Here is a 24,496-nt window from a genome sequence, read left to right on the forward strand (position 1 = left end):
TCGTATAACAATGAGATTGCTTTACGGCCGAAATTACGTTAAACGATATCGCTTAGTTAGTAGACTGCTCCCCGATAAGTGTAGTGTAGTTGAGCTCTGTTGCGGTTGTGGCTATTTATATGAAAAATTTTTGGCAACAAGAGGCATTCGCTATGTTGGCGTAGACATGCTGGAAAGAATGCTCAAAAAATTGAAAAGTATGGGTGTTAAAACCGTAGCAGGAGATGCGTTGTTTGTGGAAATTGAAAAAGCAGATTACTGCATTATGTTGGGCTCACTCTATCATTTTTTCCCCAAAGAGGATTTGCTGCTTCAGCGCATGACTCGTTTAGGTCAAAAGGCAATACTACTTGAGCCAATAATAAATTATACACATAGCAGTAATTTTCTCATTGCATATATTTCCCGTATATTGAGCTATATAAAAGGCACTAGCTCGTCTGAGAGAATAAATTCTGAGATGCTGGATGTGATTCTTATGAGGGCTGGCGTAACGGTATTATTGGATAAGGTTGTTTTGGATGGCTTTTATAGACTCATAATATTCCAAAAAAATAATCATACTTAGACGTTTTGATTTAAATTATTCGATCAATACCACTCTAATTAATTTATATGTTATTTGCTGATTATTCTTTTTGGTTTTTTTTGGTAGCAACCCTTTTCTTGGTCAATTGCATGCCCTTGATAAGCATTGATCAGTCAAAAAATACGAGGATTTTATGCAAAATTTTTGACGAGAAGTGTACGTTGTCTAGGGTATTTATGATTACGTCGTGCATTTCATTTCTTTTTATTTACTCAAATAACTCCAGCGTCTACCCTATATTTGCTCTTGGTGGATTGACTTATATTGCACCATTTATTGCAGAGCGATTTAAGTGCAGGGCATTTATATTAGTGCCCATATTTGCTTGTATTTTGACCTTGGTGTACTACAAATATACGACGTTAATAATTGAGATGCTGTCGAAAATAACGCATGGAAATTTAGGTGAAATTATTGCTAGTACAAAAATCGAAATTGGCATTGCGCCACTAGCAATTTCTTTTTTCACTTTTGAGTTTTGTCACTACTTGATTGATGTGTACCGTGGAAAACCAAGGATTCAAAAGGTCGATGAGTTTCTTGCCTTCGCTCTATTTTTCCCTACATTAGTTGCTGGGCCGATTAAGAGATATAACGATTTTCTTGATGAATTAAGACGATCTTCTTTGAAATTGGAGCTCGAACACACTGTATCTTCATTCCTTAGAATCATTATAGGCTTGTCAAAGAAGTTGTTTATTGCAGATCCCATAACTAAATTAATTAATGATATGTATGCAGATGGAGCAATGCCAAGTCTCCATGGTTTGACTACTGTTGGTTTCATACTATTGCTCTACGTACGAATATACATAGACTTTAGTGCTTATAGTGATATTGCTATTGGTTGTGCAAGACTTTTTGGCATTAGGATCCCTGAAAATTTTAATTTTCCTTTTATTGCCACCAGCATTTCAGATTTTTGGAGGCGTTGGCATATTTCTTTAAGTTCCTGGATTCGGGATTATCTATATATTCCGCTTGGTGGTAATAGGAAAACCATAATAAGGGGAATTATTAACGTCTGTGTCGTAATGTTTGTTGCCGGTCTCTGGCATGGGGCGGCATGGAATTTTGCTTTATGGGGCATTTATCATGGTATTGGTTTGGCAATACAAAATACTTACGCCAAATTAGTGCCCACTAAATCTATTTTTTCGATTACTCATTCCCCCCTAGTTGGCTTTGTGCTAACTTTCTGCTTTGTTAGCATAGGGTGGGTTTTATTCTTTTACCCACCGCTTAATGCACTTAAGATTATCTCAACGCTCACCAATTGATCTTAGATTTATGAAAATATTTGTTGCAATTTTTTCAGGGTTTATAGCGGCAATTTTGTCAATTATTTTGATTTATAGGATAAGCCTTCCATCGGAGGCATTTATATATGTGGCATTTTAAAGTTACCAAAAAAATAGCTAGGATTTTTTGGTGCTCTTATTTACTGGGGCTGCTTGTATCGGTTGTCTATGTTAACTACTTTAATTTATATGGTTATCCTCAAGAGCATAAATTCTTCCGCTTTAATTCGCAGTATTCTGCATCTAATTATATGTACCAGACGGCAAGAATGGTCCGTTCTTTAGCTGATCAAGCTATGGTTGGTAAGTCTAAATTGATTTTGCTTGTGGGGGATTCCAAATTAAGAGGTCATGGCACAACGGCATATCATTCGGTGTCTGCCCAACTTGAAGGGTATTTTTCAAATGATCCTTCGGTCGCCGTCCTCAATTTATCTCGTGATGGCTTGAATGGGATAACCCCTTACGTAATCCATGAATATATTTTAAGGTTTTATCCTGATACATATTTAATTACAAAGCTAGATAACTATCCTAGAATTAAGCCTTCAATGGAAGGGCTTTTTACAATATATGATATTTGGGCCACAGGTAAGACATCTGCAAATATTGATTTAATAGATCAAACTGATTTAAAGCGGGGCAAAGAATTTAAACTCATTGCCTTGGCTAATCGCTATTTCGGAGTAATTGATTTTGGGCAGAGCTTTAGATACGCTGTAGCACAACTTCTTTACACTGATGCTGTAAGATATAAACAAATCTCAATATTTCAGCCAATTAAAACTTCAAAAGATTTTGATGCAGATTATTATTGGCACTTAGATAACCCAAACTACACGGAGGTAAATATTATTGCCGAGGTGGAGTATTGGCAGAGCTTTTCTTCAAGAGCTCTTGACCGTATATATTTAGATGAAGTATTTTCAAAAGTGCCTACAGCGCAATGGAAAAAGGTCATTTTAATGACTGAAATGCCTGTTCCATACATGCGCAAGAGGGCTTCTCTCAACGGAAAAAGTTATAAATCGGCACAAGATTTATTTGAAGGATATTACATATCCAAGGGCGCGAATCTTATAAATGGTGGAATTGTGCTTCAGGACAACATAGATTATTCAGATATGGTTCATTGGAGTAAGTTTGGTGCAAAAAAAATGGCCAAGAAAATTCATGATATTTACTATGAAAAGTATAATTAATCCAATGTTTCCAGAAGAAGTGTCAAGTCGTGAGTAAAAATATTTTGATCCCGTTTACAAGGCCATATGTTTCAAAGGCAGGGCTTGTGAATTTGCAGAAAGTGGTTAACTCTTCTCATCATTGTGGTGACGGATTTTATACGGAGTATTGCTCGCAATTATTGGAGAAGGCGTTAGGTTGCGGAAAAGTTTTAATGACATCTTCTTGCACCCATGCTATAGAGTTGGCCGCTTTACTTTTAGAGCTTAGTCCTGGTGATGAGGTGCTTATCCCTTCATTTGCATTCCCATCATGTGCAAATGCATTTGTTTTGAGGGGTGCAAACCCCATATTTTGTGACTCTAATTTAGAAACGGGGAATATTGATGTCGATAAATTAGAGTCATTAATAACTGAACGGACTAGAGCAATTCTGTTGATTCATTATGGGGGTGTTGCCTGTGATATGGATAAAGTGGTGGGGGTTGCTAGGAAAAACAACCTGACTTTGATTGAGGATTTAGCACATGGTCCATTTGCCTCATATGGCGGAAAAAAATTAGGGACTTTTGGTGATTTGGCGACGCTTAGCTTCCATCATACAAAAAACTTTAGCTCAGGCGAAGGCGGAGCGCTAATTATTAACAATAAGAAATATCTAGAGCGCGCAGAGATTATGCGTGAAAAAGGCACGAATCGCTCAAAGTTTATGAGGGGTCAAGTTGACAAATATACTTGGGTCGACGTCGGTTCAAGTTACTTGCCATCTGAATTTCAAATGGCAATTCTTGCTGGGGCGCTTGATGATAGGTTTGAGGTTCAGTCTGAAAGGATGGCTATATGGGACCGCTATTTCAATTGCCTTAATTCCTGGGCAATCGATAATGGAGTGGCACTTCCATCGGTGCCGATGAAGTGTTCACATTCTGCCCATGTTTTCTATCTTCGCCTCCCATCTCTGCGAGACCGGACTCGATTTATAGCATTTATGAGGGATAGGAAAATCGATTGCCCTTTTCACTATCAGTCCTTAGATAACTCTCCAATGGGTCTAAACTTTTTTTCGTCTGATTCTCGGAGGCTCGCTAAAGCTGAGTTGCTAAGTAATACACTGGTTAGACTTCCATTGTGGTTTGGTTTGAGTGCCCATGACCAGGGAAATGTGATTGATGCTGTGTCTAGTTTTTCGATATAAAGGCATTGTGATTAATATTGGCGGTTTAAAAGCTCGCGTATGAATACACCATTGGTGACTGTTGCCGTCCCATCTTTTAATCAGGGGGCATTTCTTGATGCTGCTTTAGCTTCCATTTTTCAGCAAGATATACCTTTAGAGGTATTCGTAATGGATGGCGGATCCACTGATGGCACTATCGATATAATTAAAAAGTGGGAGCATTTGCTTAGCGGCTGGAGGAGTCATAGGGATGATGGTCAGGCGTCTGCCATTAATGAGGGTATTGCGCTTGGTAAAGCCCCCTTTGTTTGCTGGCTAAACAGCGATGATCTTTTTTTACCCGATGGATTAAAAAAACTGCTTTTCAGGCTTATGGATTTACCAGATGCGCCCATGGTTTACGGACAAGCTTGGAACCATATCTACCCATCCGGAAAATTGACCCCAATTTGGGTGGAGCCTTTTAGCGTTTTAAGGCTATCAAGAAGATGCATTATTGCCCAGCCCGCAACTTTAATTAGGCGTTCTGCGTGGGAAAGCGTGTGCGGTTTAAATAAACATCTTCAGATGGCTATGGACTACGATTTATGGTGGCGTCTTTATAGACAAGTTGGCAATCCTTGCTTTCTGGATCAGTTTGTAGCCATCAACACCATACATCAGAATACTAAAACCACAACTAGGAGGCGATTGCATTATCGGGAGGCTATGGGCATTGTATATAAGTACTATGGCTCAATTCCTTTGAAATGGTGGCTTTATATACCTTATTCCGTTTGTTACAAAACCATAAGAAATAGATTATTAAGGTACTTTAATGAAATTGGCTATTGATTAGCCCAATAACTTTTTCCCATTTTTGGCCGATGTTCAAATAATTTTCCTTATCGTTGTATGAGAGTCCTTCATTTTTATAAGACCTATTTCCCTGATTCATTCGGTGGAGTTGAGCAAACCATTTTTCAATTAGTGGCTGGATCCACTCATCTCGGAGTGAAATCAACCGTGCTATCACTCTCTTCAAAGAAGAGTAATGACGCTATTGGGTTTGGCGGACAGCGAATTGTGACGTGCAAGAGCAATTTCAAGATTGCATCTACAAACTTCTCTTTAAGTGCATTCCAAAAATTTGCAGAGCTTTCAAAGACGGCAGATATTATTCACTATCATTTTCCATGGCCATTTATGGATATGGTCCATTTTTCAATTAATCACGGTAAACCATCTGTTGTTACATACCATTCCGACATAATCAAGCAAAAATTTCTTTTGAATTTATATCGCCCATTGAAAAATAAATTTTTAACTGATGTTGATGCTATTGTTTCGACTTCACCAAATTATTTTGTGACCAGCAATCTTTTGCAGCAGCATAGAGATAAAGTAGAGGTCATTCCAATTGGAATAGATAGAGCTTTATATCCGCCTATAGAGTTGGGCCGGTCTGAAAAATGGCGATCAATAATTGGCGAAAAGTTTTTTCTATTTATTGGCGTCCTTAGGTATTACAAAGGTATCAGCATACTTCTTGACGCCTTGGCCCTTGGTGATCTGCCTACAGTTATCGTTGGAGCGGGAGCAATTGAGGGCGAGTTAAAGAAGCAAGCTGCCTCATTGGGCTTGAAAAATGTAAAATTTTTGGGGTTCTTGTCAGATCAAGACAAAGTAGCGATCATTGATTTATCTTTTGCGATAGTATTTCCATCTCACCTACGATCTGAAGCTTTTGGGATTTCGCTCTTAGAAGGTGCGATGTTCGGTAAGCCAATGATCTCAAGTGAAATTGGAACTGGAACCTCATTTATTAATATTGATGCGGATACGGGTATTGTGGTTCCTCCCTCGTCCCCAAGGGATTTGCACCTTGCGATGATTTACCTATGGAGAAATCCGCAGATAGCAAAAAAAATGGGGATTAATGCAGCCAAGCGTTATTTTCAATTATTTACTGCCGATAAGATGTGTCGGAGTTATCATGATCTTTACAAGCGGATTATTTGAGGACGTCCTTATTTCTGGTTAATCAGAATTGAGTAGATCGCTCCATAGGAGGTATTTCCTGGTTTTAATTGGGAGTCGAGCGAAATTATTTAGGTTTTTGATGCTATATTTTGTACATGTTGTCTGGATCTAGAATAGTCAAATGAATGTCCTAGCAGTTTCTTTCTTGTGCTCGTTACTCATCTCCCTCTGGGTGCTGCGCTTTAGTCACATACATTCCCGCTTTACTGCTGACTCCGATCTCTCGGGGGTGCAAAAGTTCCATGCTATAGCCGTACCTCGTATTGGTGGAGTTGGTATTTTTGTGGGTGTATTGCTTGCTTTGTGCGTGCGCTATTTTCAGAACTCAAGTGTTGACCATTTTGGCCTCCTATTAATTTTTTCTGCTTTACCTGCTTTTTTAATTGGCTTGCTCGAAGATGTCACCAAAAGAGTTGAGGTGAAGGTCCGGCTTTTGGCTTGTATGGCATCAGCAGGTTTGGCTGGTTATCTTTTTAATGCTTGGTTAGGCGGTCTGCAGATTTTTGGTTTTGATAGCTTGATGCTTGCATATCCAGCCTTCTCAATTTTGATTACTTGTTTTGCTGTGTCTGGCGTTGCCAATGCATTTAATATTATTGATGGCTATAACGGCTTATCTTCTATGGTTGCGGTAATCATTTTATCTGGCCTTGCGTATGTTGCTTTTCAGGTAAGTGATTTCCCCATCATGATTAGTGCGCTAGCCATGATTGGGGCATTATTTGGCTTCCTGGTTTGGAACTATCCTCGTGGGCTGATTTTTCTGGGCGACGGTGGGGCTTACTTCATTGGGTTTTGGATTGCTGAACTCTCTGTCTTATTGACCTCACGCCACCCAGAAGTTTCAAAGTGGTTTCCATTACTGCTATGTTTTTACCCGATCTTTGAGACGCTTTTTACGATCTATCGTCGCGCAATTCTAAGGCGTACTCATCCTGGCATGCCGGATGCCTCACATTTGCACCAACTTATCTACATGCGGATTATCCGTTGGTCTACTGGCAGTGACGATGGAGTTTTAGTAACGGAACGGAACTCCATGACTTCACCTTATCTGTGGGTTTTGGCCGCCCTTTCAGTTATCCCCGCAATTTTATTTTGGCGTTACCACATAGTATTAAAAGCTTTTTCAGGGGTATTTGCTGTTGTATATGTCTGGATTTACTGGAGTATTGTGCGTTTCAAGGCGCCCCTTTGGTTGCGCATAAGAAATCATCCCTAGCATCCTGATGCTTTGCTTATTGAGTTGTTCATTGCCTATGGTACTAAGCTCAAGAACAAATACTCAAAGAAAATAATTAAATGCACTATGCCTTGCAATAGAGTGGTTCTGCCAATCGCTAGAGTCAAGGCTCCTGTGAAGAAGCTTAGATACATTAGAGCCATATTGAGGTTGCTTATACCTAGGCTTAGCGGTAGGTTAAAAAGAATGGCAATTATTGCTACTGTGGGGATGGTGAGTCCGATGCTGGCTAATGCCGATCCTAGCGCCAAGTTCAAGCTGCTTTGTAATCTATTGGCTCTAGCAGCCCTGACTGCTGCATAGCCCTCTGGCAGAAGTACCAGCATGGCAATTGCGATACCCACTACCGTCTTTGGCGCATCTGCTGCTTTAACCCCAGCCTCAATTGCTGGGTTGAGCGCTTCGGCTAGTCCCACTACCACGATGAGCGAGAGTAATAATAAGAATACGCTGATACTCGTTTTGAGGTTGCTAGGTTTATCTGCATGGGCATCGCTGTTTATTTTTCCATCTTCCATTTTTGGAAGGTAGTAGTCACGATGACTGACTGTCTGGAAAAATAAGAAAGCAATATAGAGTGCAAAGCAGGCAACGCCTGCAAAAGCAAGCTGACTCTTGGTGAAATCTGGCCCCGGCGTACTAGTTGTGACAATCGGCATGACCAAGATAAAGGTAGCCATAGCAGTCAGTACGGCCAACGCTGAATTGGTGCCCTCATTACGGAAAGACATCTCATGATGTTTAAATCCACCCATAAAGATGCATAGGCCAATCACTCCGTTAACTACGATCATGACTGTAGCAAAGACAGCATCACGGGCAATAAATTCAGAGCCCTCATGACCAGATAGCATCATGGCGATTATTAGAGAGACTTCAATAATTGTGACGCTAATCGAAAGCACGAGGGTTCCGTAGGGCTCCCCTGTTTTGTGGGCAATTACTTCAGCATGATGGACGGCAGAGAGGGCTGCGCCAACAAGAGTAATACCCATTAGAGTGATGAACCAGGTTTGGCTAAGGAGATTTGTCATTTATCTAGGAGTGTGGAGTGCTTATGTTCAGGGTAAAATTACAAAATTAATACTTGTAGTTTAAAAGGTTTGTGTGAATATAAATTCGAAGGCAATCATCTTATTTGGCCATGGTGAAGATTGGACGTATGTCTAAACGCAAGCAATCAGAAATCCAAAAAGCAAGTCAATTGTTAGATAGCTAAACGCGCCTGTTTTTATGGTGATGGTAGCGGTAATGATGGCAGCATTGCAACGATCCTGAGAATAATTTCATCTGACTTCAGCCCCTTTTAAAGTCAATAGCCAAAACAATGCGATATACAAGCGCTGGGAATGCCTGTTTCTGAGTTGGTTTAGTCCAACCATAGTGGCTTGCCACTCAATTTCTAGTTTAAAACCCTGAGTTTGTTGATACAGTAGACCCTTTATTGCAATTAATTTCATCGAAAGCCTGCACATGACGGATTTATCCCTGACTCAAATTCAAGAAATCCGCGCTGCGGTCCTTGGCGCTGCAGCTAAAGTGCCAGATATCTTAATTGGTATGGGCATTCTTTTTATTGTCCTCGGAATGATTGGCATTGCTGGTCAGACCTTATTTTCGTTTGTCACGATTAATGTATTAGGCGCATTTTTGGTATTAGGTGGTACCGTACAATTTGCTCATGCCATCAAATCCACTGGATGGAAGAGTGTCGGTATTCAGGTGGTATTGGCTGTTTTATATGTTGCTGCCGGCATTTACACTTGGGCCTTCCCTATTCCTGCTTTAGGGGCAATTACCCTCTGGCTTGCTGCAATCTTTTTTATAACTGGCATTTTACGCTTGATCTCTGCATTTCAGCATCGTCATTTCCGTGAGTGGTTCTGGTTGGTGCTGTCCTCTGTAATTTCTATCTTGATGGGTGTTCTGATCATGAATGGCTATCCAGAGAGTAGCTTGTGGTTGCCTGGTTTGCTCATTGCAATTGAACTGCTCTTGCAGGGCTGGTCATTGCTTTTCTTGGGCTTAGCTGCACGTTCATTGACTAAGTAATGGTGAGGGATGTATTCATACATTAAAGCGTTATGGCAATGAAAAAAACTGATCTCTATAAGAACCTTGCGTTGGCTACCGCTCAGAGTATGAAGAATGCCAAGAAGGTGCCTAAGCCTGGCGCAGCTGAGAGTGTTGCCAAGACCAAGAGGGAACTCGCTAGCAGCAATCCCATGCTCGCGTCTTTAATGGGCAAGGCCAAATCTAAGTAGCTCTTAATCACTCTTGAAGCAAGCCTCCCCACTATTACTGATTGATCTACTTAAGGTCTTTGCAGCACTCGTCATCATCCTGCACCACCTTGCTAGCTATGGACAGATTGCAGTAGATGCGCGAGCATTTTTGCCCAGCATCATGGGTTGGCTATTTGAGTACGGACGTTTTGCAGTGCAAATATTTTTGGTGATGGCAGGGTACTTGGCCGCGCAATCACTGACCCGATTTGCAAATGAAAAATTTAGCAGCCAGAAATTACTGCGAGTCATCATTAATCGCTATCTTCGCTTGTTTGCACCATACGTCGCCGCTCTGATTTTTATCATTTTTTGCGCTTGGATTGCTCGTCACTGGGTAAATGATGAGTTCGTTGGCGAGCAAGAGACGCTGGGTCAATTTGTGGCACACCTGTTTTTTCTGCAGGGCATTTTAGGTCTGGACTCGATTTCTCCTGGCGCTTGGTATGTCACGATTGACTGGCAGCTCTACTCAGTACTCGCCATATTGCTCATTTCTTTTTCTTCGTATCAAACCTTAATTTGGTTGCTTAGTATTGTTGCGGTGAGCTCTTTGCTGTACTTCAATCGCTCGGCGCAGTACGAGTCTTACTTCATTTATTTCGTGGGCTCTTATACCTTGGGAATGTTGGCCTATCTTGCAAAGAACTATGTTGATCAAAAGATCAGAGTCTTAGCAAAACTGCTGATCGTCGTCATTGGTGTAGTGATTGCAATCTCTTCTTTGCAGGAGGTGTGGGGAAGAAATATATTGGCCTGGTTTGTAGCTTTACTTCTATTGCTTTGGGGTGACGCTAGCTATCCTAATTTGCGTCAAGATGGAATGAATGCCAAAAGAGTGTTCTTGCGAGCAATTGCGTGGGCAAGCCCACGCGCTTACTGCGCATTCTTAATCCACTTTGCATTTATTTTGTTGGCAAATACGATTTATATAGCCTGGGGCTTGCACGCTCATGCTAGTGGTCCTATTGCTATTGGTCTAATGCCAATGGTGGTGTTATGTAGTGCGATCGCTGCTAACTACTTATATCGCTGGGTAGAGATTCCATCAGCCAAGTTAAAGATTTAGAAGATTATTTTTTATCTTGTGGGCTTGAAAACCATTTAATGTTTGGGTGAATTCAGCACCTTTAAAAGGTCGTATAATTAAACCACGACTCACCCATTAACCGTTCGGCATATCCGATTGCTTTTTGGGCGACAGACCACCTTCGGGTGGTTTTGTCTTTTCTGGAATGGAAAAATTATCAAAACTACTATTTATATCGATGGTTACAACCTCTATTACGGTTTGCTAAGAAATTCAAAATTGAAGTGGCTGGATATTGTGAAGTTATTTTCTGAGTACATCTTAGATAAAAATGTAGAATTAACTCAAGTGCGCTATTACACGGCGCCTGTCCTCGGAAGGATGTCGGATGACCCGATGTCAACCCAGCGACAAAGGCTATATCTTCAGGCCTTAAGAAAAATGTTCCCCAATTCTTTGGAAATAATCCAAGGAAAAATTTTAGCGACAACACCCTACCAAAGATTAGTGAGGCCGATTAATGAAGCTCCTGAATTAAAAATAGTTCAGGTTTATGACTTTAATGAAAAAAAGACCGATGTTAATTTGGCATCAGATCTCATTACTGGCGCTTGGACAGGCGCATATGAGCAGGCCGTAGTTTGTAGCAATGATTCTGATCTTGAGGGTGCGTTAGCGGCAGTAAAGAGGCACCATGCCCAACTGCGAATTGGCTTAGTTGTGCCAATTCAAAGTAAAAATCATCGACATATTTCGGGTGATCTAGCAAAATACTCCGACTGGAGGAAAATTCTCGGCGTTTCGCATGTTGCCAATGCGCAGCTGCCATTGAAGATTCCGAATTCAAAAATCCAAAAGCCTGACTCTTGGTAGGGGGTGTTTATATCCCTAGATCCTTGAGGACGCGAAAGATTTCTCGATAAGCCTTAGGGGGTTTATTAGCTTCTTTTTCTTTGCGCGCGTTGCGAATGAGGGTGCGCATATTCTGAATATCCATATCGGGATATTGCTCAATCATTTTGGTGAATGCGGCATCATCGGCAATCAGTCGATCGCGATAAGATTCTAAATAGTGGAGCTTGCCAGTCTCTGCTTTGCTAACACCCTGAATGGCATCAAGACGCTTCTGAATGGCATCTAGTTCCTCTTCATCCAAAAAGCGCATGAGTTTGCCAAGGTATTGTTTATGGCGACGTATGGCTTCAAAACTTTTGATTTTGTTAGTTTCAGCAATCGCAGCTTTAATGGCTTCATCCAAGGGAATCGTCTTTAATGCATCGCTACTGAGTGCAGCCAGAACCTCCGCCAATTTCTGGCGCTCTGTCATTTGGCGCTTGAGCTCTGACTTGCTAGGACCATCATCAAGGTCATCTTTCTTGGGGGTCCGGTTCTTTTCATTGACATGCATGGGGCTATTTTAGACGGGTAATGATGCTTGCCCACTAAATCCCTTGGATAGTTTCAATAAATTTACGCCCCTTGCTTGCTTAGTGAATAATAGCCAATGAACCCCTAGTCAATCTCTAGCGGAAAATATGACCCAAATTCAGAAATACGACTTCATCATCATTGGCGCAGGTAGTGCGGGCTGCATGCTGGCTAAGCGCTTGACTGAGAATCCTGCCAAACGGGTTCTATTAATTGAAGCAGGGTCGCATGACAACTATATTTGGATTCATATACCGGTTGGTTACTTGTATTGCATTGATAACCCAAGAGCTGATTGGCGTTTTAAGACTGCTGCAGAAAAAGGCTTAAATGGCCGTTCCTTGATTTACCCTCGCGGTAAAGTTCTGGGCGGCTGCTCCTCGATTAACGGCATGATTTATATGCGCGGCCAAGAAGGTGACTATGCTCGTTGGGTTCAAGAAACCGGGGATGAAGCATGGTCTTGGGAAAATGCTTTGCGTCGCTATAAGTCCTTTGAGGATTACCACGGTAACGCTAACCAATGGCACAGCAAGGATGGCGAGTGGACAGTATCACGGCAACGCTTACGCTGGCCGATTATGGATATCTTCAAGCAAGCTGCTATTGAGGCAGGCATTCCGGAGTCAGAGGATTTCAATCAAGGTGATAACTTTGGGGTGGGGTATTTTGATGTCAGTCAACGCAAAGGTTGGCGCTTAAATACTGCTAAAGCATTCTTACGCGATGCCGCTAAGCGACCCAATCTCACAGTGATTACCGAGGCTGTAGTCAATAAGCTCTTGATTGATCCGGTGAGTAAAAATTGCTTTGGGGTGCAATACCTCAAAGACGGTCAAACTCTTGAGGTGCATTGCCAATCTGCCGATGCTGGCAAGCAAGGTGAAGTGATTCTGAGTGCGGGCGCTATTGGAAGTGTGCAAATTTTAGAGCGCTCCGGTATTAGTGCGGCAGATCATCTTCAGCGCTTGGGTATTGATGTGATTGCTGATTTGCCAGGCGTCGGCGAGAACTTGCAAGACCATTTGCAGTTACGCATGATCTATAAAGTTAGCGGTATTCAGACTCTCAATACCAAAGCAAACTCTTTGCTTGGTAAGTTATTAATTGGCATGGAGTACTTCTTTAAGCGTAGCGGTCCGATGTCTATGGCACCTTCACAGTTAGGTGCTTTTGCCTACAGTTCTCCAGAGTATGCTTCACCAAATGTGGAGTATCACGTGCAACCCTTATCTTTAGAGAAGTTTGGCGAGGATCTACATACCTTTGATGCCATTACGGCCAGCGTTTGTAATTTGCGTCCTACTTCACGTGGTAGCGTGCATATTGATTCAAAGGACCCGCAAGTACCACCAGTGATTGCCCCCAACTACTTATCTACCGATGCTGATCGCCAGGTGGCGATTGAGGCATTACGTCTTACTCGCAAGATTGTCGAAAGTCCTGCTTTAAGACCTTATAGGCCTGAGGAGTACAAGCCGGGTAAAGCGTATCAATCGGATGAGGATTTGATTAAAGCTGCAGGTGATATTGGTACGACGATTTTTCATCCAGTGGGCACTTGCAAGATGGGGCGTGACGATGATCCTATGGCAGTGCTCGATTCTGAATTGCGGGTCAGGGGAGTCCATAACTTGCGAGTAGTAGATGCTTCGGCAATGCCGACGATTACCTCAGGAAATACTGCAGCGCCAACCATGATGATTGCGCAGCGCGCAGCAGAATTGCTCTGTGGTGAGTAACTCAGTTAATAAAATGTCCAATCGACTACCCCTTAGCCATCTTCTGTTGGCATTAGCCATTGTGGCAATTTGGGGAACCAATTTTGTTGTGATCAAAAAATCACTAGATGCATTTCCACCATTTTTGTTTGCAACATTGCGCTATGTCTTTGCCTTATTACCCGCCATCTTTTTTGTGAAGCGTCCCAAAGTCTCTTGGCTTAATTTAGCGATGTATGGACTCTTTATTGGGGTAGGGCAATTCGGTATTTTGTTTTATGCGATCAACGGCCACATCACTCCAGGCTTGGCTTCACTGGTTGTGCAAACCCAGGTGTTTTTCACGATTGGCTTTGCAATGATCTTTACTAAAGAGCGGCTCTACTGGCATCAAGCCATCTCCATCGGAATTGCAATGATCGGTCTCTTGGTGATTGCAAGTCACATTGACAGTCAAACTAGTTTGCTCGGAATCGGATTAGTCATCTGTGCTGGTTGTGCCTGGGGAGCAGGTAATACCGTGAGTCGACAAGCAGGCGCTATCAATATGTTTGCCTATGTTGTGTGGGCTAGTGCGTTTTCTATTCCACCTCTGTTATTGCTGTCGCTGTATTTTGAGGGGGGATATTCCAGCTTAGTTTCAGCGATAGAGTTAGCGCCCTTAGGAGCTTGGGCAGGAGTCTTTTGGCAATCTTGGGCCAATACCTTATTTGGTTACGCCGCTTGGGCCTGGCTTTTATCTAAGCATCCGGCAGCTCTAGTAGCACCAGCCCCTTTACTCGTTCCAATCTTTGGCATGGGGGCAACAGCCATTTTCTTGGGTGAATCACTACCTGGGTGGAAGTTTCTAGCAGCAGGCTTGGTCATGGTAGGCTACTTGGGCACCATTTATGGTTTATCGTTCACAAAACATTCCTCGAGGAAATCATGAAGATATTAATTGTGGGCGCGGGTGGTATTGGCGGCTATTACGGATCGAAGTTGATGTTGGCTGGCGCAGATGTCACTTACCTCCTACGCGAGAAACGCCAAGCGCATATTGAGCGGCATGGACTGGTGGTAGAAACGCCAAAAGGTAGTTATACGGTGCACCCTAAAACTGTTACTGCTCAAGAGCTCAAGCCGATCTATGACCTCATTATCTTGGCACCCAAAGCCTTTGACCTAGAGGACTCTTTGCAGTCGATTGCCGGGGCCTCCAGCCAAGGTCTCATCTTGCCTTTCCTCAATGGCTTAGCCCACATTGAGCAACTAGATAAGCGCTTTGGTCGTGAACGCGTGATGGGTGGTATCGCCCATATTGCTGCAACGATTGCTGAGACTGGGGCAGTCAAGCAATTAACCGATTTGCATGTTCTAACCGTTGGTGCGCGCACACCAAGTCAAGAGGCTGCGGCAAAAGCATTTTATGAGTTATGTCAGAAGACGGACTTTAATGCAGTCTATAGCGAGAGCATTGAACAAGCCCTGTGGGATAAGTGGACTTTTCTAAGTACCTTAGCGGGAATGACCACTTTATGTAATGGTTCTATTGGTGAGATTATTTCTACCCCCTATGGCGATGCACTGACTAAAACCATGTATGCACAGTGTTGTGCGATTGCAGATGCCCATGGATTTACGATCGCTGCTGGAGTGCAAAGCAAATCGATTGAGATGCTCACCGCAGTTGGATCGCCAATGACCGCATCGATGTTAAGAGACTTAAACGCAGGCAACAAAACGGAGCATGGGCATATCTTGCTCGAGATGATTAATAAGGCACAAGCTAAGCAATTGGACTGCGATTTAATCAAGATGGCATATACCCATATTGAAATAATCCAGCGCCGTAATACTTAAGCAATAAGTATGAGTATGGATATGAGTCTTTGCTGATGATTCTGCGCATTCTGGGTATTACCCTGCCAATCTTCGCGATCGTGTTCGCGGGTTTTTTATATGCACGATATAGAAAACCCAATATGAGTGGTGCCAATCACACCCTCATTGATTTGGCATTACCGTGTTTTATTTTTATCTCTTTATCTGCTAAGCCATTGGATTTCACAAGCGCTGGCTATTTGGTGTTGGCGGCAGTATTGATAGTCGTTTTTTCAGGTTTACTGGCTTTGCCTCTGGCCAAATATTCCGGTACGGGAGCTAAAGCTTTACTGCCGTCCATCATGTTTACCAATGTCGGCCCTATTGGTATTCCGCTCACCGTACTGGCATTTGGAGCAGATGGACTGGCACCATCAGTACTGCTCATGGTGCTCTCCAATATTTTGATTTTCTCGCTGGGCTCGGCAGTGATGACCGGCAAGATGGATGCCAAAAGCATTTACGCCAGCCCCTTGGTATGGTCGATGGGTCTAGGTCTGTGGTTTGGTCACTTTCAGATGACTTTGCCAGACTGGCTAGATACCTCGGTCACCATGGTCAGCACTATTTTGATTCCCCTGATGTTGATCTCTCTAGGTACACGCCTAGCTGAAGGAAAAATCGAGCATGTCAAAGCGGGGGTCGTTGCAACCGCACTCTCCATTGTTCTGCGCCTGCTGGTGGCCTATTTGGTGATGTGGGCATTGCCTTTGGAGTCCATTCAGAAGGGTGCGTTGATCATTTTTGCTGGCTTGCCGCCCGCAGTATTTAATTACATCTTGGCCGATCGCCATAATCAAGAACCCCAAAAAGTAGCCTCAATTGTGATGGTGGGACACCTGCTGTCGGTGATCTATTTGCCGCTGGTGATTTGGCTGGCAATCTATACCGGCACACCCTAAGCTCAAGCTGGGATTAGGCCCATTACTAAAATAGTTAAGGTGGATAAAGTAGATAGGTAGGGGATAAGGTAGTTTGAGGGGATCCGATCTGCTAACTCTAGGGCAATTAGGCCCAGCAAACCCTTGCAGTTAATGCCTTGGCCAGACGGAGGGTTTTAGGGTGAATCATTTTCATGAGGAAATTAGCGTAAACCCCAATTGAGATGCTTGTAGGGAGGAATACGATCGTGTTGTTGTTATACCGATTAATAAAAGAAGAATTGGAGATATTCGATGTCTATTACTGCCAAAGATGCAGCCCCAGTAGTTGTTCAAGAAGAAAATACAAGTCAATCCCGTAGAAAGTTTTTCAGCAAAGCAGGTGCTGCTGCTGTAGCTGTTCCACTGGCTGGCTTCCCAATGATTTCTGTAGCTCAAGCTCCTGTTGTGTTGAAAATGCAAGGTGCTTGGGGTGCTAAGGATGTCTTCAATGAAATGGCTGAAGACTACGTCAAAAAAGTAAACGAAATGTCTGGCGGTAAGCTCAAGATTGATTACCTCGTTGGCGGTTCAGTAGTTAAGCCATTCGAAGTGACTGACGCGGTTAGCAAGGGTGTTCTAGACGGTGGCCACCAAGTTGCGGTTTACTGGTACGGTAAGTCTAAAGTAGCCTCATTGTTTGGTTCTGGCCCAATTACTGGCGCTAACGCTGAGCAGACTCTCGGTTGGATTCAGCGTGGCGGTGGCGATCAGCTCTATCAAGAGTTGCTCCAAAAGCTAAACCTGAACATCAAAGGTTTCTTTGCATTCCCAATGCCAACTCAGCCATTAGGCTGGTTTAAAAAGACTCCACCAAAGAACGCTCAAGAGCTCGTGGGCTACAAGTATCGTACCGTAGGCCTTGCAGCTGACTTGATGCAAAGCATGGGCATGAAAGTGACTCAGTTGCCAGGTGGCGAGATTGTTCCAGCGATGGAGCGCGGTGTGATTGACGCATTTGAGTTCAACAACCCAACTTCTGACCGTCGTTTCGGCGCTCAAGACGTGGCCAAGAACTATGTGATGGGTTCATTCCACCAGGCGATGGAATTCTTTGAAATCATTTTCAACAAGACTAAGTACGATTCTTTGTCTCCTGAAAATAAAGCAATCCTCAAGTACGCAGCTGAAGCAGCTTCATCTTCAAATACTTGGATGGCTCAGGATTACTACTCTAAGGACTTGCAAGAGCTGATCACTAAGGACAAGGTGAAAGTTACACGTACACCAAAATCCATTATGGAAGCACAGCTCAAGGCTTGGGCTGAGTTGACTGCTAAATTGAATGCAGAAGACCCATTCTTCAAGAAGTGTGCAGATTCACAATTGGCCTGGGCTAAGCGCGTTGCTTACTACGGCTTCTTGAATGACGCAGACTACAAGGCAGCTTACGAGTATGTATTCAAAACTAAGCTTCCAGTATAAAATGCTGATCTAGAAATAAAGAAAGGCCGCTTTATTAGCGGCCTTTTTTGCAGTAACGAACAATACCTCTAATATTTATCAGTATTAGAGGTATTAGTACAAAAAACAGAAGCGCTAAAAGCGTACTGAGGAGAAAGCAATGCTGGGTTATATCAAGTGGGTTGATGGCCTCTCGAAATCCATAGGCCATGCCTTTGGATGGACGGTAGTCCTGTTGACCCTGGGAACCTGTTACGAAGTGTTTATGCGCTATGTGCTCAATAATCCAACGGATTGGGCATTCGATATGAGCTATATGTTCTACGGCGCATTATTCATGATGGCAGGACCATACACACTATCCAAGGCCGCTATGGTCCGAGGCGATTTTTTATATCGCACCTGGAAAGAGACTACACAAGCCAAGGTTGATCTTGTTTTGTATTTCTTGTTCTACTTCCCTGGCATTTTGGCTCTGATTGTGATTGGTGGTCGCTATGGTTTTGATGCCATGATGATTCGTGAGGTCAGTGTGAATAGTCCGGTTGGAGTGCCTGTTTGGCCACTCAAGATGATCATCTTCTTTGCAGGTTTAGGTTTATTTATGGCTGGAACCGCTGAAGTATGTCGTTGCCTCATCTGCATTAAAACTGGCAGCTGGCCTTTTAGAGATCAAGATGTCAAAGAACTCGAAGAAGTTCTTATTGAAACCCATTCAACTCAAGTAGAAAGCACATAATGAGTGATCCAGTCATCGCCCTCTTTATGTTGGGCTTGTTTATTGTTTTTATTTTCCTGGGATTCCCAATCGCCTTCACTTTGATGGCAATGGGTATCGGTTTTGGTTTTTACGCCTATTACGATCCAGTCCTCTCTTTTTTAGATAACCGCATCTTCTACCTATTTGTGCAAAACACATTTAGTGTGATGAACAACGATGTCTTGATATCGATACCCCTGTTCTTATTCATGGGTTACATCATTGAGCGCGCCAATATCTTGGATCGACTCTTTTTGAGCTTGCAAACTGCCTTAAGGCACGTGCCTGGATCAATGGCAGTTGCTGCCTTGATTACCTGTGCACTGTTTGCTACTGCTACCGGTATTGTGGGCGCAGTGGTAACTTTGATGGGCTTATTAGCTTTGCCATCAATGCTTAAAGCAGGTTACGACCAAAAGTTGGCAGCAGGTGTTATTACTGCCGGTGGTACTTTGGGTATTTTGATTCCACCATCAATCATGTTGATTGTGTATGCCGCAACTGCAGGTGTATCTGTGGTCAAGCTCTATGCTGCTGCTATGGTGCCTGGTTTCTTGTTGGCGGGCTTGTATTTGGTGTATGTCATTGTGCGCGTTGTGCTTAATCCATCACTAGCCCCTAAACCAAAAGATGTGGATAACGTCGGTTTTTGGGATGGCTTTAAATTACTGGTAACCGCATTCTTCCCATTGGCTTTATTGATTTTGGCAGTTCTAGGCTCCATTTTGTTTGGCTTGGCAACCCCAAGTGAAGCAGCGGCAATGGGTGCATTGGGCGGAACCATGTTGGCAGTTGCCTACAAGGCATTTACTTGGCAACGTCTGCGTGAGTCTGTCTACTTGACTGCGAAGACCTCAGCGATGGTGTGCTACTTGTTCGTAGGTTCATGGACATTCTCATCCGTGTTTTCTTATTTAGGTGGCGAACACCTTATTAAAGATTTCATGATGTCAATGGATTTGAATACCGTTCAGTTCCTCATCATTGCTCAGTTAATCGTCTTCGTCTTGGGTTGGCCACTAGAGTGGAGCGAGATCATTATTATTTTCGTCCCGATCTTCTTGCCACTCTTGGCGCACTTTAATGTCGATCCATTGCTGTTTGGTATTTTGATCGCCGTGAACTTGCAAACCTCTTTCTTGACGCCGCCCATGGCCATGTCGGCCTACTACCTCAAAGGTGTGGCGCCGCCAGAGTTGGCTTTATGGACGATTTTCAAGGGATGTTTCCCATTCCTAGGAATGGTGCTAGTCACCTTAGTGCTGGTCTATGTACAGCCAGTATTGGTAACTTGGTTGCCAGATATGCTCTATAACAATGAGGATGTATCTGCTCCCTATGATCCAAATGATCCTAGCGCAGTAAACCCTGAATTCTTAATGAGTAAGTAAGACGAGATGAGTGACGCAGTGATTACCTTAAATCAGTTGGATGTCCCAAAAATTCGAGAGCTTATCTCGACTGGGTCATCTAGCTGTGTTGAGCTCACCGATTTGTTTTGCCAACAGGCAAAGGGGATTGATGAAAAAATTACTGCGCTCGCTTTTTTTCATCCCAAAGCCATTTTGCGACAAGCAGCTTTAGTTGATGATGGTCACGCACGTGGCTTAAATCACTCGGCCAGGCTTGAGGGTGTTCCGGTTGCACTGAGTGACAACATTGATTCCATTGATATGTTCTCCACTATCGGATCTCCCTTATTAGAGGGGCGTCATCCTCGTTGGGATGCTTCTCTCGTAAAACGCTTAAGAGATGATGGTGCAATTACTTTTTGTAAAGCCAAAGTTGCAGAATTCAATTTGGGTCAAGCCCCCGAAGTTTGCAACCCCATTGATCTTGAGCGACAAGTTGGCTTGGCTGCTGGAGCTGCTGCTGCTTTAGTTGCTAGCGGTATCGTGCCTGTTGCAGTGGGTACGCAATCTCTAGGATCGATTGCGGAGTCTGCGTCTTATTGTGGTGTAGTGGGCTTTAAGCCTAGCAGTCGCTTAATCTCTCAATCAGGAATCTTTCGTGCTTCAAAAACACTCGAGCAAGTTGGCATCTTTAGTAAGACTGTAGAAGATGCTGCTTTACTAGCTGAGATTGTCTTGGGATCTGATGATCAAGATCTAGATACTAAAGGCGTGCTCCCAAGACCGCTCTTGGCAATTTGTAAAGAAGAGATTCCTTTTAAGCCCAACTTTGTTTTCTTGAAAACGCCAGATTGGGTTGATATGGAAGCTGAGGCAAAAGAAGCGATCGAGGCTTTGCTTGAAGAGCTTGCCGATCAAATCACAATTATTGATTTGCCGGAGTCTACGATTCAGTCAAAAGAGTGGCATGAGCTTATTGTGCAGGCGGAGTTCACCCAAGCTTTAGAAACACAAGAGCGTCAAATCTCTAAAAAGCCGCCTAAGAGAATTGCTGACATGATTAAGGCGGGCTCGAAGATCACCGCTCAAGAGTATCTCCGAGCTCTGAATGCCATTGAAATGGTATCAAGTAGTTTTGATGAGTTCTTTGATCGCTTTGACTGTATTTTGACGCCTTCAAGCTTAGGCTTTGCACCATTGAAATCTGAAACTGCAAGACCTAGTAGTTTGGCAAATTCTCTTTGGGCTGTTACTGGTATGTCAACGATTAGTCTACCGATTTTGCAATCAGGCAAAGGGCTTCCTTTGGGAGTTCAGCTGACTGGTAAACAATTCGACGATGCTCGTCTCTTAAGGACGGCGCGTTGGTTTTTAAATCACTTCAATCAATAACTGGAACTATTGAATATGAAAAAATTATTCCCACCTTTATTAGCATTAGGTTTATTGCTATTTTTCTTTTTAGCCTACATCCTCAAGCTCAAGCAGTTTGATTTATTGCTATTGCTCACCTTTGGTATTGGTTTGGCAGTGTATGACTTCTATCTTTCTTACAAAGATAGCAAAGACCAGCATTAATCAGTTATGAGTTTTCCTGCTTGTGCTGGAGGCAGATAAGCCGAAAGTACAAGCAAGTAGTGTGATTCCTGACCTAGGGCTGTAGCAGCCCAATAGCCTCCCGAATGAGGAGCGCGCGATAAGCCATGTAGATGGCAACAAGTACAAATCCCGATAAGAATAGTTTTGGTATTAGGGCGCCTTCGCTCACTAATTCTGAATTCAGTAGCCCTATTGCCACCGCCAAAAAGAATAGTGCGCCCAGTACCAGCATGACCCAATTCTCTGCGCCTGTAACTTCTTGGGTTTGGTTGCGGTACGCCAGTACTTGAAATGCCGTATTTGACCGATACCCCGATACTGTCACGCTATCGCTATCGCCAATCTTCATTGGCGTAGAAAACTTTGCTTGAATAGCTTGATCACCTAAGTTAAAGCTTGATATATAGAAACGCTGGTAATACACAGAGGAGTGATCGTGGGTTGGTTTTTCAGGATTAACGTATTCTAAGAGCTCATGACTCAGATTGCTGACAGTCCCCGAAATAGCGCTCACTGAGCTAGTTAAAAAAGAACTTGGTTTTATGTGACAGCCTTTATAAACAGGCTAATAGCAATGAGAAGAGTGAATATAGCAAATATCTGCTGTACCCTTGGACCGCTAATTTTCCTCTCCAGAACTTTTCCTATTAATAGCCCAATGAGAGAGCCAATAGAAAAGGGAATAGCAATGCTAGTGTTTAATGTGCCCGATGCCAGAGAAATAAATGCACCTCCAGCTGAAACAATAGCTAATACCCCTAGTGAGGTAGCCACAATAGATTTCATTGGGAGGTCGGTGAACTTATTGAGGGCCGGCACCAGAATAAATCCCCCGCCAACACCTAGTAATCCCGATAGGAAGCCGGCAAGTGCACCGGCAAACATAAGTGCCCTAGCGCAGGGCACCGTCCAAATGAGTTTTCCGATAGATAAATTCAGTTGGCAAGGCGGCGGCTTGACAGTCTTAACAACTTTCCCTGAGATTGTTCTAGCTACCTGAAACAACATTCTGATCGATACATACATCAAGATTCCGCTAAACGCGATCAATAGCGGTGCGTTGGGTATCCTTTGCGCAAGCCATAGCCCGAGCGGAGATAGCATTAGTCCAAAGGCGGCCATAAAGATTGCGGCCTTATAACGGAGTACCTTAGTATTTAGGCCAATGATTGCGCCAACACCTGCAGATAAAGTAATGGCAGTTAATGCAATCGGGCCCGCTTCGGAGATGGGAAGGTGTAGCAAAAAAACCAGTAGCGGCACGGACAGTATGCCTCCACCTGCTCCTGTAAGGCCCATCAACACCCCTACCAAAATGCCGATTGCAGCGGTAAGGTGGGGGATATATTCTGGGCTTAGGATCATTTATTAATTTTCAAAGGGGCGAGCAAGCCATTCTCTTCCTTTGAGCATAGCATTCCAATAGAGCCATGGCAGAACATCTTTCTTGAGTATCCAGGCTAGTTTAGTTGCCTTTAAGGGGTTAATGAGCCATGGGAAAGTAGGCAATAACTTGCCCCCAAAACCAAATTCCGCTAAAACAATTTTGCCGCGCTCAACTGTCAATGGGCAGGATCCATATCCGTCATATTTAGTTGGCAATGGCAGATTATTTTTTGCGGCTACTAGATTTTCAGCGACAACAACAATTTGCTTTCTTGCAGCAGCAGCTGTCTTAGAGTTAGGTGATGAGCAGCAATCACCCAGGCCAAATATATTTGGATAGCGAGTATGTTGTAAAGTGAATTGATCAACATCTACAAAACCTTCTGGATTGGCGACTGGACTTGCTTTAAGGCAATCTTGAGGTCCCTGTGGGGGCACCACATGAAGCATATCAAACACTTTTTCAACTTGGCTGACATTGCCGTCGGCATCTTTTACTGCAAATATAGCCTTCTTGGCTGCGCCATCAACAGAAACTAGGTTGGTATTGAAATTGAGTTTGGCGTTATATTTTTTTACGTATTCCATTAGTGGAGGCACAAAATCAGCAACTCCAAATAGTGCGGCGCCAGCATTGTTGAGCTCCACCTCAATTTTACTCAGACTGCCTTGTTTTTGCCATTCATAGCATGACAAGTACATGGCTTTTTGTGGTGCTCCAGGGCACTTAATTGGCATTGGCGGTTGAGTGAAGATAGCTTTTCCAGATTTGAGGTTTTTTACGAGTTCCCAGGTATATGGGGAATATTCAAAGCTGTAATTAGAGGTCACTCCATTTTTGCCTAGCGTTTCCACTAAGCCTGGAATTGCCTCCCAGTTAGATTTCAGTCCAGTCGCGATTGCCAGTTGTTTGTATTTAATTGGACTACCATGCTCAATAAGTACTTCATTTGCATCTGGGTTAAAGCCGGTGATTTGATCTTTAATCCAATGTACACCATTTGGAATTAGGCTTTCGGTCTGACGACGGCTATCCTTTACATTGAAAGCGCCTCCACCCACAAGGGTCCAGGATGGCTGGTAATAATGGACTTCTGAGGGCTCTATGATGGCAATCTTGAGTGACGGCTCACGTACTTTAAGGCTAGACGCGAGGCCAATACCAGCCGCACCACCTCCAGCAATCAGGACGTCAAATTGGTCAATGGTTTGCGCTGTAGGCATGTTTTCTCCG

Annotated in this window: 25 protein-coding genes; 20 read left to right on the forward strand and 5 right to left on the reverse strand. The window is 43.3% G+C overall.

Annotated elements, in window-relative coordinates:
• Positions 1–10: 10 nt before the first annotated feature.
• From FD975_RS01735 to FD975_RS01765, 7 genes are all read left to right on the forward strand, one after another.
• A complete protein-coding gene (locus FD975_RS01735; RefSeq protein WP_215302582.1) occupies positions 11–568 on the forward strand; it encodes a bifunctional 2-polyprenyl-6-hydroxyphenol methylase/3-demethylubiquinol 3-O-methyltransferase UbiG in 558 nt (185 codons plus the stop codon).
• Positions 569–615: 47 nt separating this feature from the next.
• On the forward strand, positions 616–1,869 hold the full coding sequence (locus tag FD975_RS01740; protein WP_215302584.1) for an MBOAT family protein: 1,254 nt from the start codon (positions 616–618) through the stop codon (positions 1,867–1,869).
• A gap of 107 nt (positions 1,870–1,976) precedes the next feature.
• On the forward strand, positions 1,977–3,092 hold the full coding sequence (locus tag FD975_RS01745) for a hypothetical protein (RefSeq protein ID WP_215302586.1): 1,116 nt from the start codon (positions 1,977–1,979) through the stop codon (positions 3,090–3,092).
• Positions 3,093–3,121: 29 nt separating this feature from the next.
• The gene (rffA, locus tag FD975_RS01750; protein ID WP_215302588.1) at positions 3,122–4,267 is read left to right on the forward strand and encodes a dTDP-4-amino-4,6-dideoxygalactose transaminase; all 1,146 of its coding nucleotides are present in this window, start codon (positions 3,122–3,124) and stop codon (positions 4,265–4,267) included.
• Between the two features lie 39 nt (positions 4,268–4,306).
• Positions 4,307–5,083 carry a glycosyltransferase gene (locus FD975_RS01755; protein ID WP_215302590.1) on the forward strand — a complete coding sequence of 259 codons (777 nt, stop codon included), beginning with the start codon at positions 4,307–4,309 and terminating at the stop codon, positions 5,081–5,083.
• A 60-nt stretch (positions 5,084–5,143) separates the two neighbouring features.
• A complete protein-coding gene (locus tag FD975_RS01760; RefSeq protein ID WP_215302592.1) occupies positions 5,144–6,250 on the forward strand; it encodes a glycosyltransferase in 1,107 nt (368 codons plus the stop codon).
• A gap of 142 nt (positions 6,251–6,392) precedes the next feature.
• A complete protein-coding gene (locus FD975_RS01765) occupies positions 6,393–7,493 on the forward strand; it encodes a glycosyltransferase (protein ID WP_215302593.1) in 1,101 nt (366 codons plus the stop codon).
• Between the two features lie 35 nt (positions 7,494–7,528).
• Here FD975_RS01765 and FD975_RS01770 read toward each other — a convergent pair whose 3' ends face one another.
• A complete protein-coding gene (locus FD975_RS01770; protein WP_215302595.1) occupies positions 7,529–8,548 on the reverse strand; it encodes a calcium:proton antiporter in 1,020 nt (339 codons plus the stop codon).
• A gap of 439 nt (positions 8,549–8,987) precedes the next feature.
• On the opposite strand from FD975_RS01770, the gene FD975_RS01775 reads away from it, so the two are divergent.
• The 4 genes from FD975_RS01775 (at position 8,988) to FD975_RS01790 (ending at position 11,702) form a co-directional block, all read left to right on the forward strand.
• Complete coding sequence (locus tag FD975_RS01775) at positions 8,988–9,566, forward strand: HdeD family acid-resistance protein (protein ID WP_215302597.1); 579 nt, start codon at positions 8,988–8,990, stop codon at positions 9,564–9,566.
• 38 nt (positions 9,567–9,604) lie between these two features.
• Positions 9,605–9,778, forward strand: coding sequence for a hypothetical protein (locus FD975_RS01780; protein ID WP_215302598.1), 174 nt, complete (start codon positions 9,605–9,607; stop codon positions 9,776–9,778).
• Between the two features lie 13 nt (positions 9,779–9,791).
• Positions 9,792–10,868, forward strand: a complete 1,077-nt coding sequence (locus tag FD975_RS01785) for an acyltransferase (RefSeq protein WP_215302600.1) — start codon at positions 9,792–9,794, stop codon at positions 10,866–10,868.
• Between the two features lie 117 nt (positions 10,869–10,985).
• Positions 10,986–11,702 (forward strand): NYN domain-containing protein, encoded by a 717-nt coding sequence (locus FD975_RS01790; RefSeq protein WP_215302602.1) that lies wholly within the window; start codon positions 10,986–10,988, stop codon positions 11,700–11,702.
• Between the two features lie 7 nt (positions 11,703–11,709).
• Here FD975_RS01790 and yjgA read toward each other — a convergent pair whose 3' ends face one another.
• Positions 11,710–12,237 (reverse strand): ribosome biogenesis factor YjgA, encoded by a 528-nt coding sequence (yjgA, locus tag FD975_RS01795; protein ID WP_215302604.1) that lies wholly within the window; start codon positions 12,235–12,237, stop codon positions 11,710–11,712.
• A gap of 136 nt (positions 12,238–12,373) precedes the next feature.
• Between yjgA and FD975_RS01800 the strand changes: the two genes are divergently transcribed.
• The 9 genes from FD975_RS01800 (at position 12,374) to FD975_RS01840 (ending at position 21,855) form a co-directional block, all read left to right on the forward strand.
• On the forward strand, positions 12,374–13,999 hold the full coding sequence (locus tag FD975_RS01800; protein WP_215303748.1) for a GMC family oxidoreductase: 1,626 nt from the start codon (positions 12,374–12,376) through the stop codon (positions 13,997–13,999).
• Between the two features lie 13 nt (positions 14,000–14,012).
• The gene (locus FD975_RS01805; RefSeq protein WP_215303750.1) at positions 14,013–14,909 is read left to right on the forward strand and encodes an EamA family transporter; all 897 of its coding nucleotides are present in this window, start codon (positions 14,013–14,015) and stop codon (positions 14,907–14,909) included.
• Positions 14,906–15,820 (forward strand): ketopantoate reductase family protein, encoded by a 915-nt coding sequence (locus FD975_RS01810; protein ID WP_215302605.1) that lies wholly within the window; start codon positions 14,906–14,908, stop codon positions 15,818–15,820. The genes FD975_RS01805 and FD975_RS01810 overlap by 4 nt, the downstream gene beginning before the upstream one ends.
• 35 nt (positions 15,821–15,855) lie before the next feature.
• Positions 15,856–16,743, forward strand: a complete 888-nt coding sequence (locus tag FD975_RS01815; RefSeq protein ID WP_251371439.1) for an AEC family transporter — start codon at positions 15,856–15,858, stop codon at positions 16,741–16,743.
• A 273-nt stretch (positions 16,744–17,016) separates the two neighbouring features.
• Positions 17,017–18,186, forward strand: coding sequence for a TRAP transporter substrate-binding protein (locus tag FD975_RS01820; protein WP_215302609.1), 1,170 nt, complete (start codon positions 17,017–17,019; stop codon positions 18,184–18,186).
• A 139-nt stretch (positions 18,187–18,325) separates the two neighbouring features.
• Positions 18,326–18,904 (forward strand): TRAP transporter small permease subunit, encoded by a 579-nt coding sequence (locus tag FD975_RS01825; RefSeq protein WP_215302612.1) that lies wholly within the window; start codon positions 18,326–18,328, stop codon positions 18,902–18,904.
• On the forward strand, positions 18,904–20,316 hold the full coding sequence (locus FD975_RS01830; protein WP_251371370.1) for a TRAP transporter large permease subunit: 1,413 nt from the start codon (positions 18,904–18,906) through the stop codon (positions 20,314–20,316). Before FD975_RS01825 ends, FD975_RS01830 begins: the two co-directional genes overlap by 1 nt.
• Before the next feature lie 6 nt (positions 20,317–20,322).
• Positions 20,323–21,669 carry an amidase gene (locus tag FD975_RS01835; protein ID WP_215302614.1) on the forward strand — a complete coding sequence of 449 codons (1,347 nt, stop codon included), beginning with the start codon at positions 20,323–20,325 and terminating at the stop codon, positions 21,667–21,669.
• A 15-nt stretch (positions 21,670–21,684) separates the two neighbouring features.
• Positions 21,685–21,855 carry a hypothetical protein gene (locus FD975_RS01840; protein WP_162785842.1) on the forward strand — a complete coding sequence of 57 codons (171 nt, stop codon included), beginning with the start codon at positions 21,685–21,687 and terminating at the stop codon, positions 21,853–21,855.
• A 73-nt stretch (positions 21,856–21,928) separates the two neighbouring features.
• On the opposite strand, the gene FD975_RS01845 is transcribed toward FD975_RS01840, so the two are convergent.
• The 3 genes from FD975_RS01845 to FD975_RS01855 are packed head-to-tail and all read right to left on the reverse strand — an operon-like array spanning position 21,929 to position 24,486.
• Entirely contained in the window at positions 21,929–22,390 is a 462-nt protein-coding gene (locus tag FD975_RS01845; RefSeq protein WP_251371371.1) for a hypothetical protein, read from the reverse strand.
• Between the two features lie 26 nt (positions 22,391–22,416).
• The gene (locus tag FD975_RS01850) at positions 22,417–23,241 is read right to left on the reverse strand and encodes a sulfite exporter TauE/SafE family protein (protein WP_215302616.1); all 825 of its coding nucleotides are present in this window, start codon (positions 23,239–23,241) and stop codon (positions 22,417–22,419) included.
• A 3-nt stretch (positions 23,242–23,244) separates the two neighbouring features.
• Positions 23,245–24,486, reverse strand: a complete 1,242-nt coding sequence (locus FD975_RS01855) for an FAD/NAD(P)-binding oxidoreductase (protein WP_215302618.1) — start codon at positions 24,484–24,486, stop codon at positions 23,245–23,247.
• Between the last annotated feature and the right edge of the window lie 10 nt (positions 24,487–24,496).

It is taken from the genome of Polynucleobacter sp. AP-Jannik-300A-C4 (assembly GCF_018688335.1).
GTDB lineage: Bacteria > Pseudomonadota > Gammaproteobacteria > Burkholderiales > Burkholderiaceae > Polynucleobacter.

What these genes read in the sequence shown, in the direction of transcription:
- FD975_RS01735 (WP_215302582.1), top strand. Translation starts at nt 11, where the DNA reads ATGAGATTGCTTTACGGCCGAAATTACGTTAAACGATATCGCTTAGTT.
- FD975_RS01740 (WP_215302584.1), top strand. Translation starts at nt 616, where the DNA reads ATGTTATTTGCTGATTATTCTTTTTGGTTTTTTTTGGTAGCAACCCTT.
- FD975_RS01745 (WP_215302586.1), top strand. Translation starts at nt 1,977, where the DNA reads ATGTGGCATTTTAAAGTTACCAAAAAAATAGCTAGGATTTTTTGGTGC.
- FD975_RS01755 (WP_215302590.1), top strand. Translation starts at nt 4,307, where the DNA reads ATGAATACACCATTGGTGACTGTTGCCGTCCCATCTTTTAATCAGGGG.
- FD975_RS01760 (WP_215302592.1), top strand. Translation starts at nt 5,144, where the DNA reads ATGAGAGTCCTTCATTTTTATAAGACCTATTTCCCTGATTCATTCGGT.
- FD975_RS01765 (WP_215302593.1), top strand. Translation starts at nt 6,393, where the DNA reads ATGAATGTCCTAGCAGTTTCTTTCTTGTGCTCGTTACTCATCTCCCTC.
- FD975_RS01770 (WP_215302595.1), bottom strand. Translation starts at nt 8,548, where the DNA reads ATGACAAATCTCCTTAGCCAAACCTGGTTCATCACTCTAATGGGTATT.
- FD975_RS01775 (WP_215302597.1), top strand. Translation starts at nt 8,988, where the DNA reads ATGACGGATTTATCCCTGACTCAAATTCAAGAAATCCGCGCTGCGGTC.
- FD975_RS01780 (WP_215302598.1), top strand. Translation starts at nt 9,605, where the DNA reads ATGAAAAAAACTGATCTCTATAAGAACCTTGCGTTGGCTACCGCTCAG.
- yjgA (WP_215302604.1), bottom strand. Translation starts at nt 12,237, where the DNA reads ATGCATGTCAATGAAAAGAACCGGACCCCCAAGAAAGATGACCTTGAT.
- FD975_RS01805 (WP_215303750.1), top strand. Translation starts at nt 14,013, where the DNA reads ATGTCCAATCGACTACCCCTTAGCCATCTTCTGTTGGCATTAGCCATT.
- FD975_RS01810 (WP_215302605.1), top strand. Translation starts at nt 14,906, where the DNA reads ATGAAGATATTAATTGTGGGCGCGGGTGGTATTGGCGGCTATTACGGA.
- FD975_RS01815 (WP_251371439.1), top strand. Translation starts at nt 15,856, where the DNA reads ATGATTCTGCGCATTCTGGGTATTACCCTGCCAATCTTCGCGATCGTG.
- FD975_RS01820 (WP_215302609.1), top strand. Translation starts at nt 17,017, where the DNA reads ATGTCTATTACTGCCAAAGATGCAGCCCCAGTAGTTGTTCAAGAAGAA.
- FD975_RS01825 (WP_215302612.1), top strand. Translation starts at nt 18,326, where the DNA reads ATGCTGGGTTATATCAAGTGGGTTGATGGCCTCTCGAAATCCATAGGC.
- FD975_RS01830 (WP_251371370.1), top strand. Translation starts at nt 18,904, where the DNA reads ATGAGTGATCCAGTCATCGCCCTCTTTATGTTGGGCTTGTTTATTGTT.
- FD975_RS01835 (WP_215302614.1), top strand. Translation starts at nt 20,323, where the DNA reads ATGAGTGACGCAGTGATTACCTTAAATCAGTTGGATGTCCCAAAAATT.
- FD975_RS01840 (WP_162785842.1), top strand. Translation starts at nt 21,685, where the DNA reads ATGAAAAAATTATTCCCACCTTTATTAGCATTAGGTTTATTGCTATTT.
- FD975_RS01850 (WP_215302616.1), bottom strand. Translation starts at nt 23,241, where the DNA reads ATGATCCTAAGCCCAGAATATATCCCCCACCTTACCGCTGCAATCGGC.
- FD975_RS01855 (WP_215302618.1), bottom strand. Translation starts at nt 24,486, where the DNA reads ATGCCTACAGCGCAAACCATTGACCAATTTGACGTCCTGATTGCTGGA.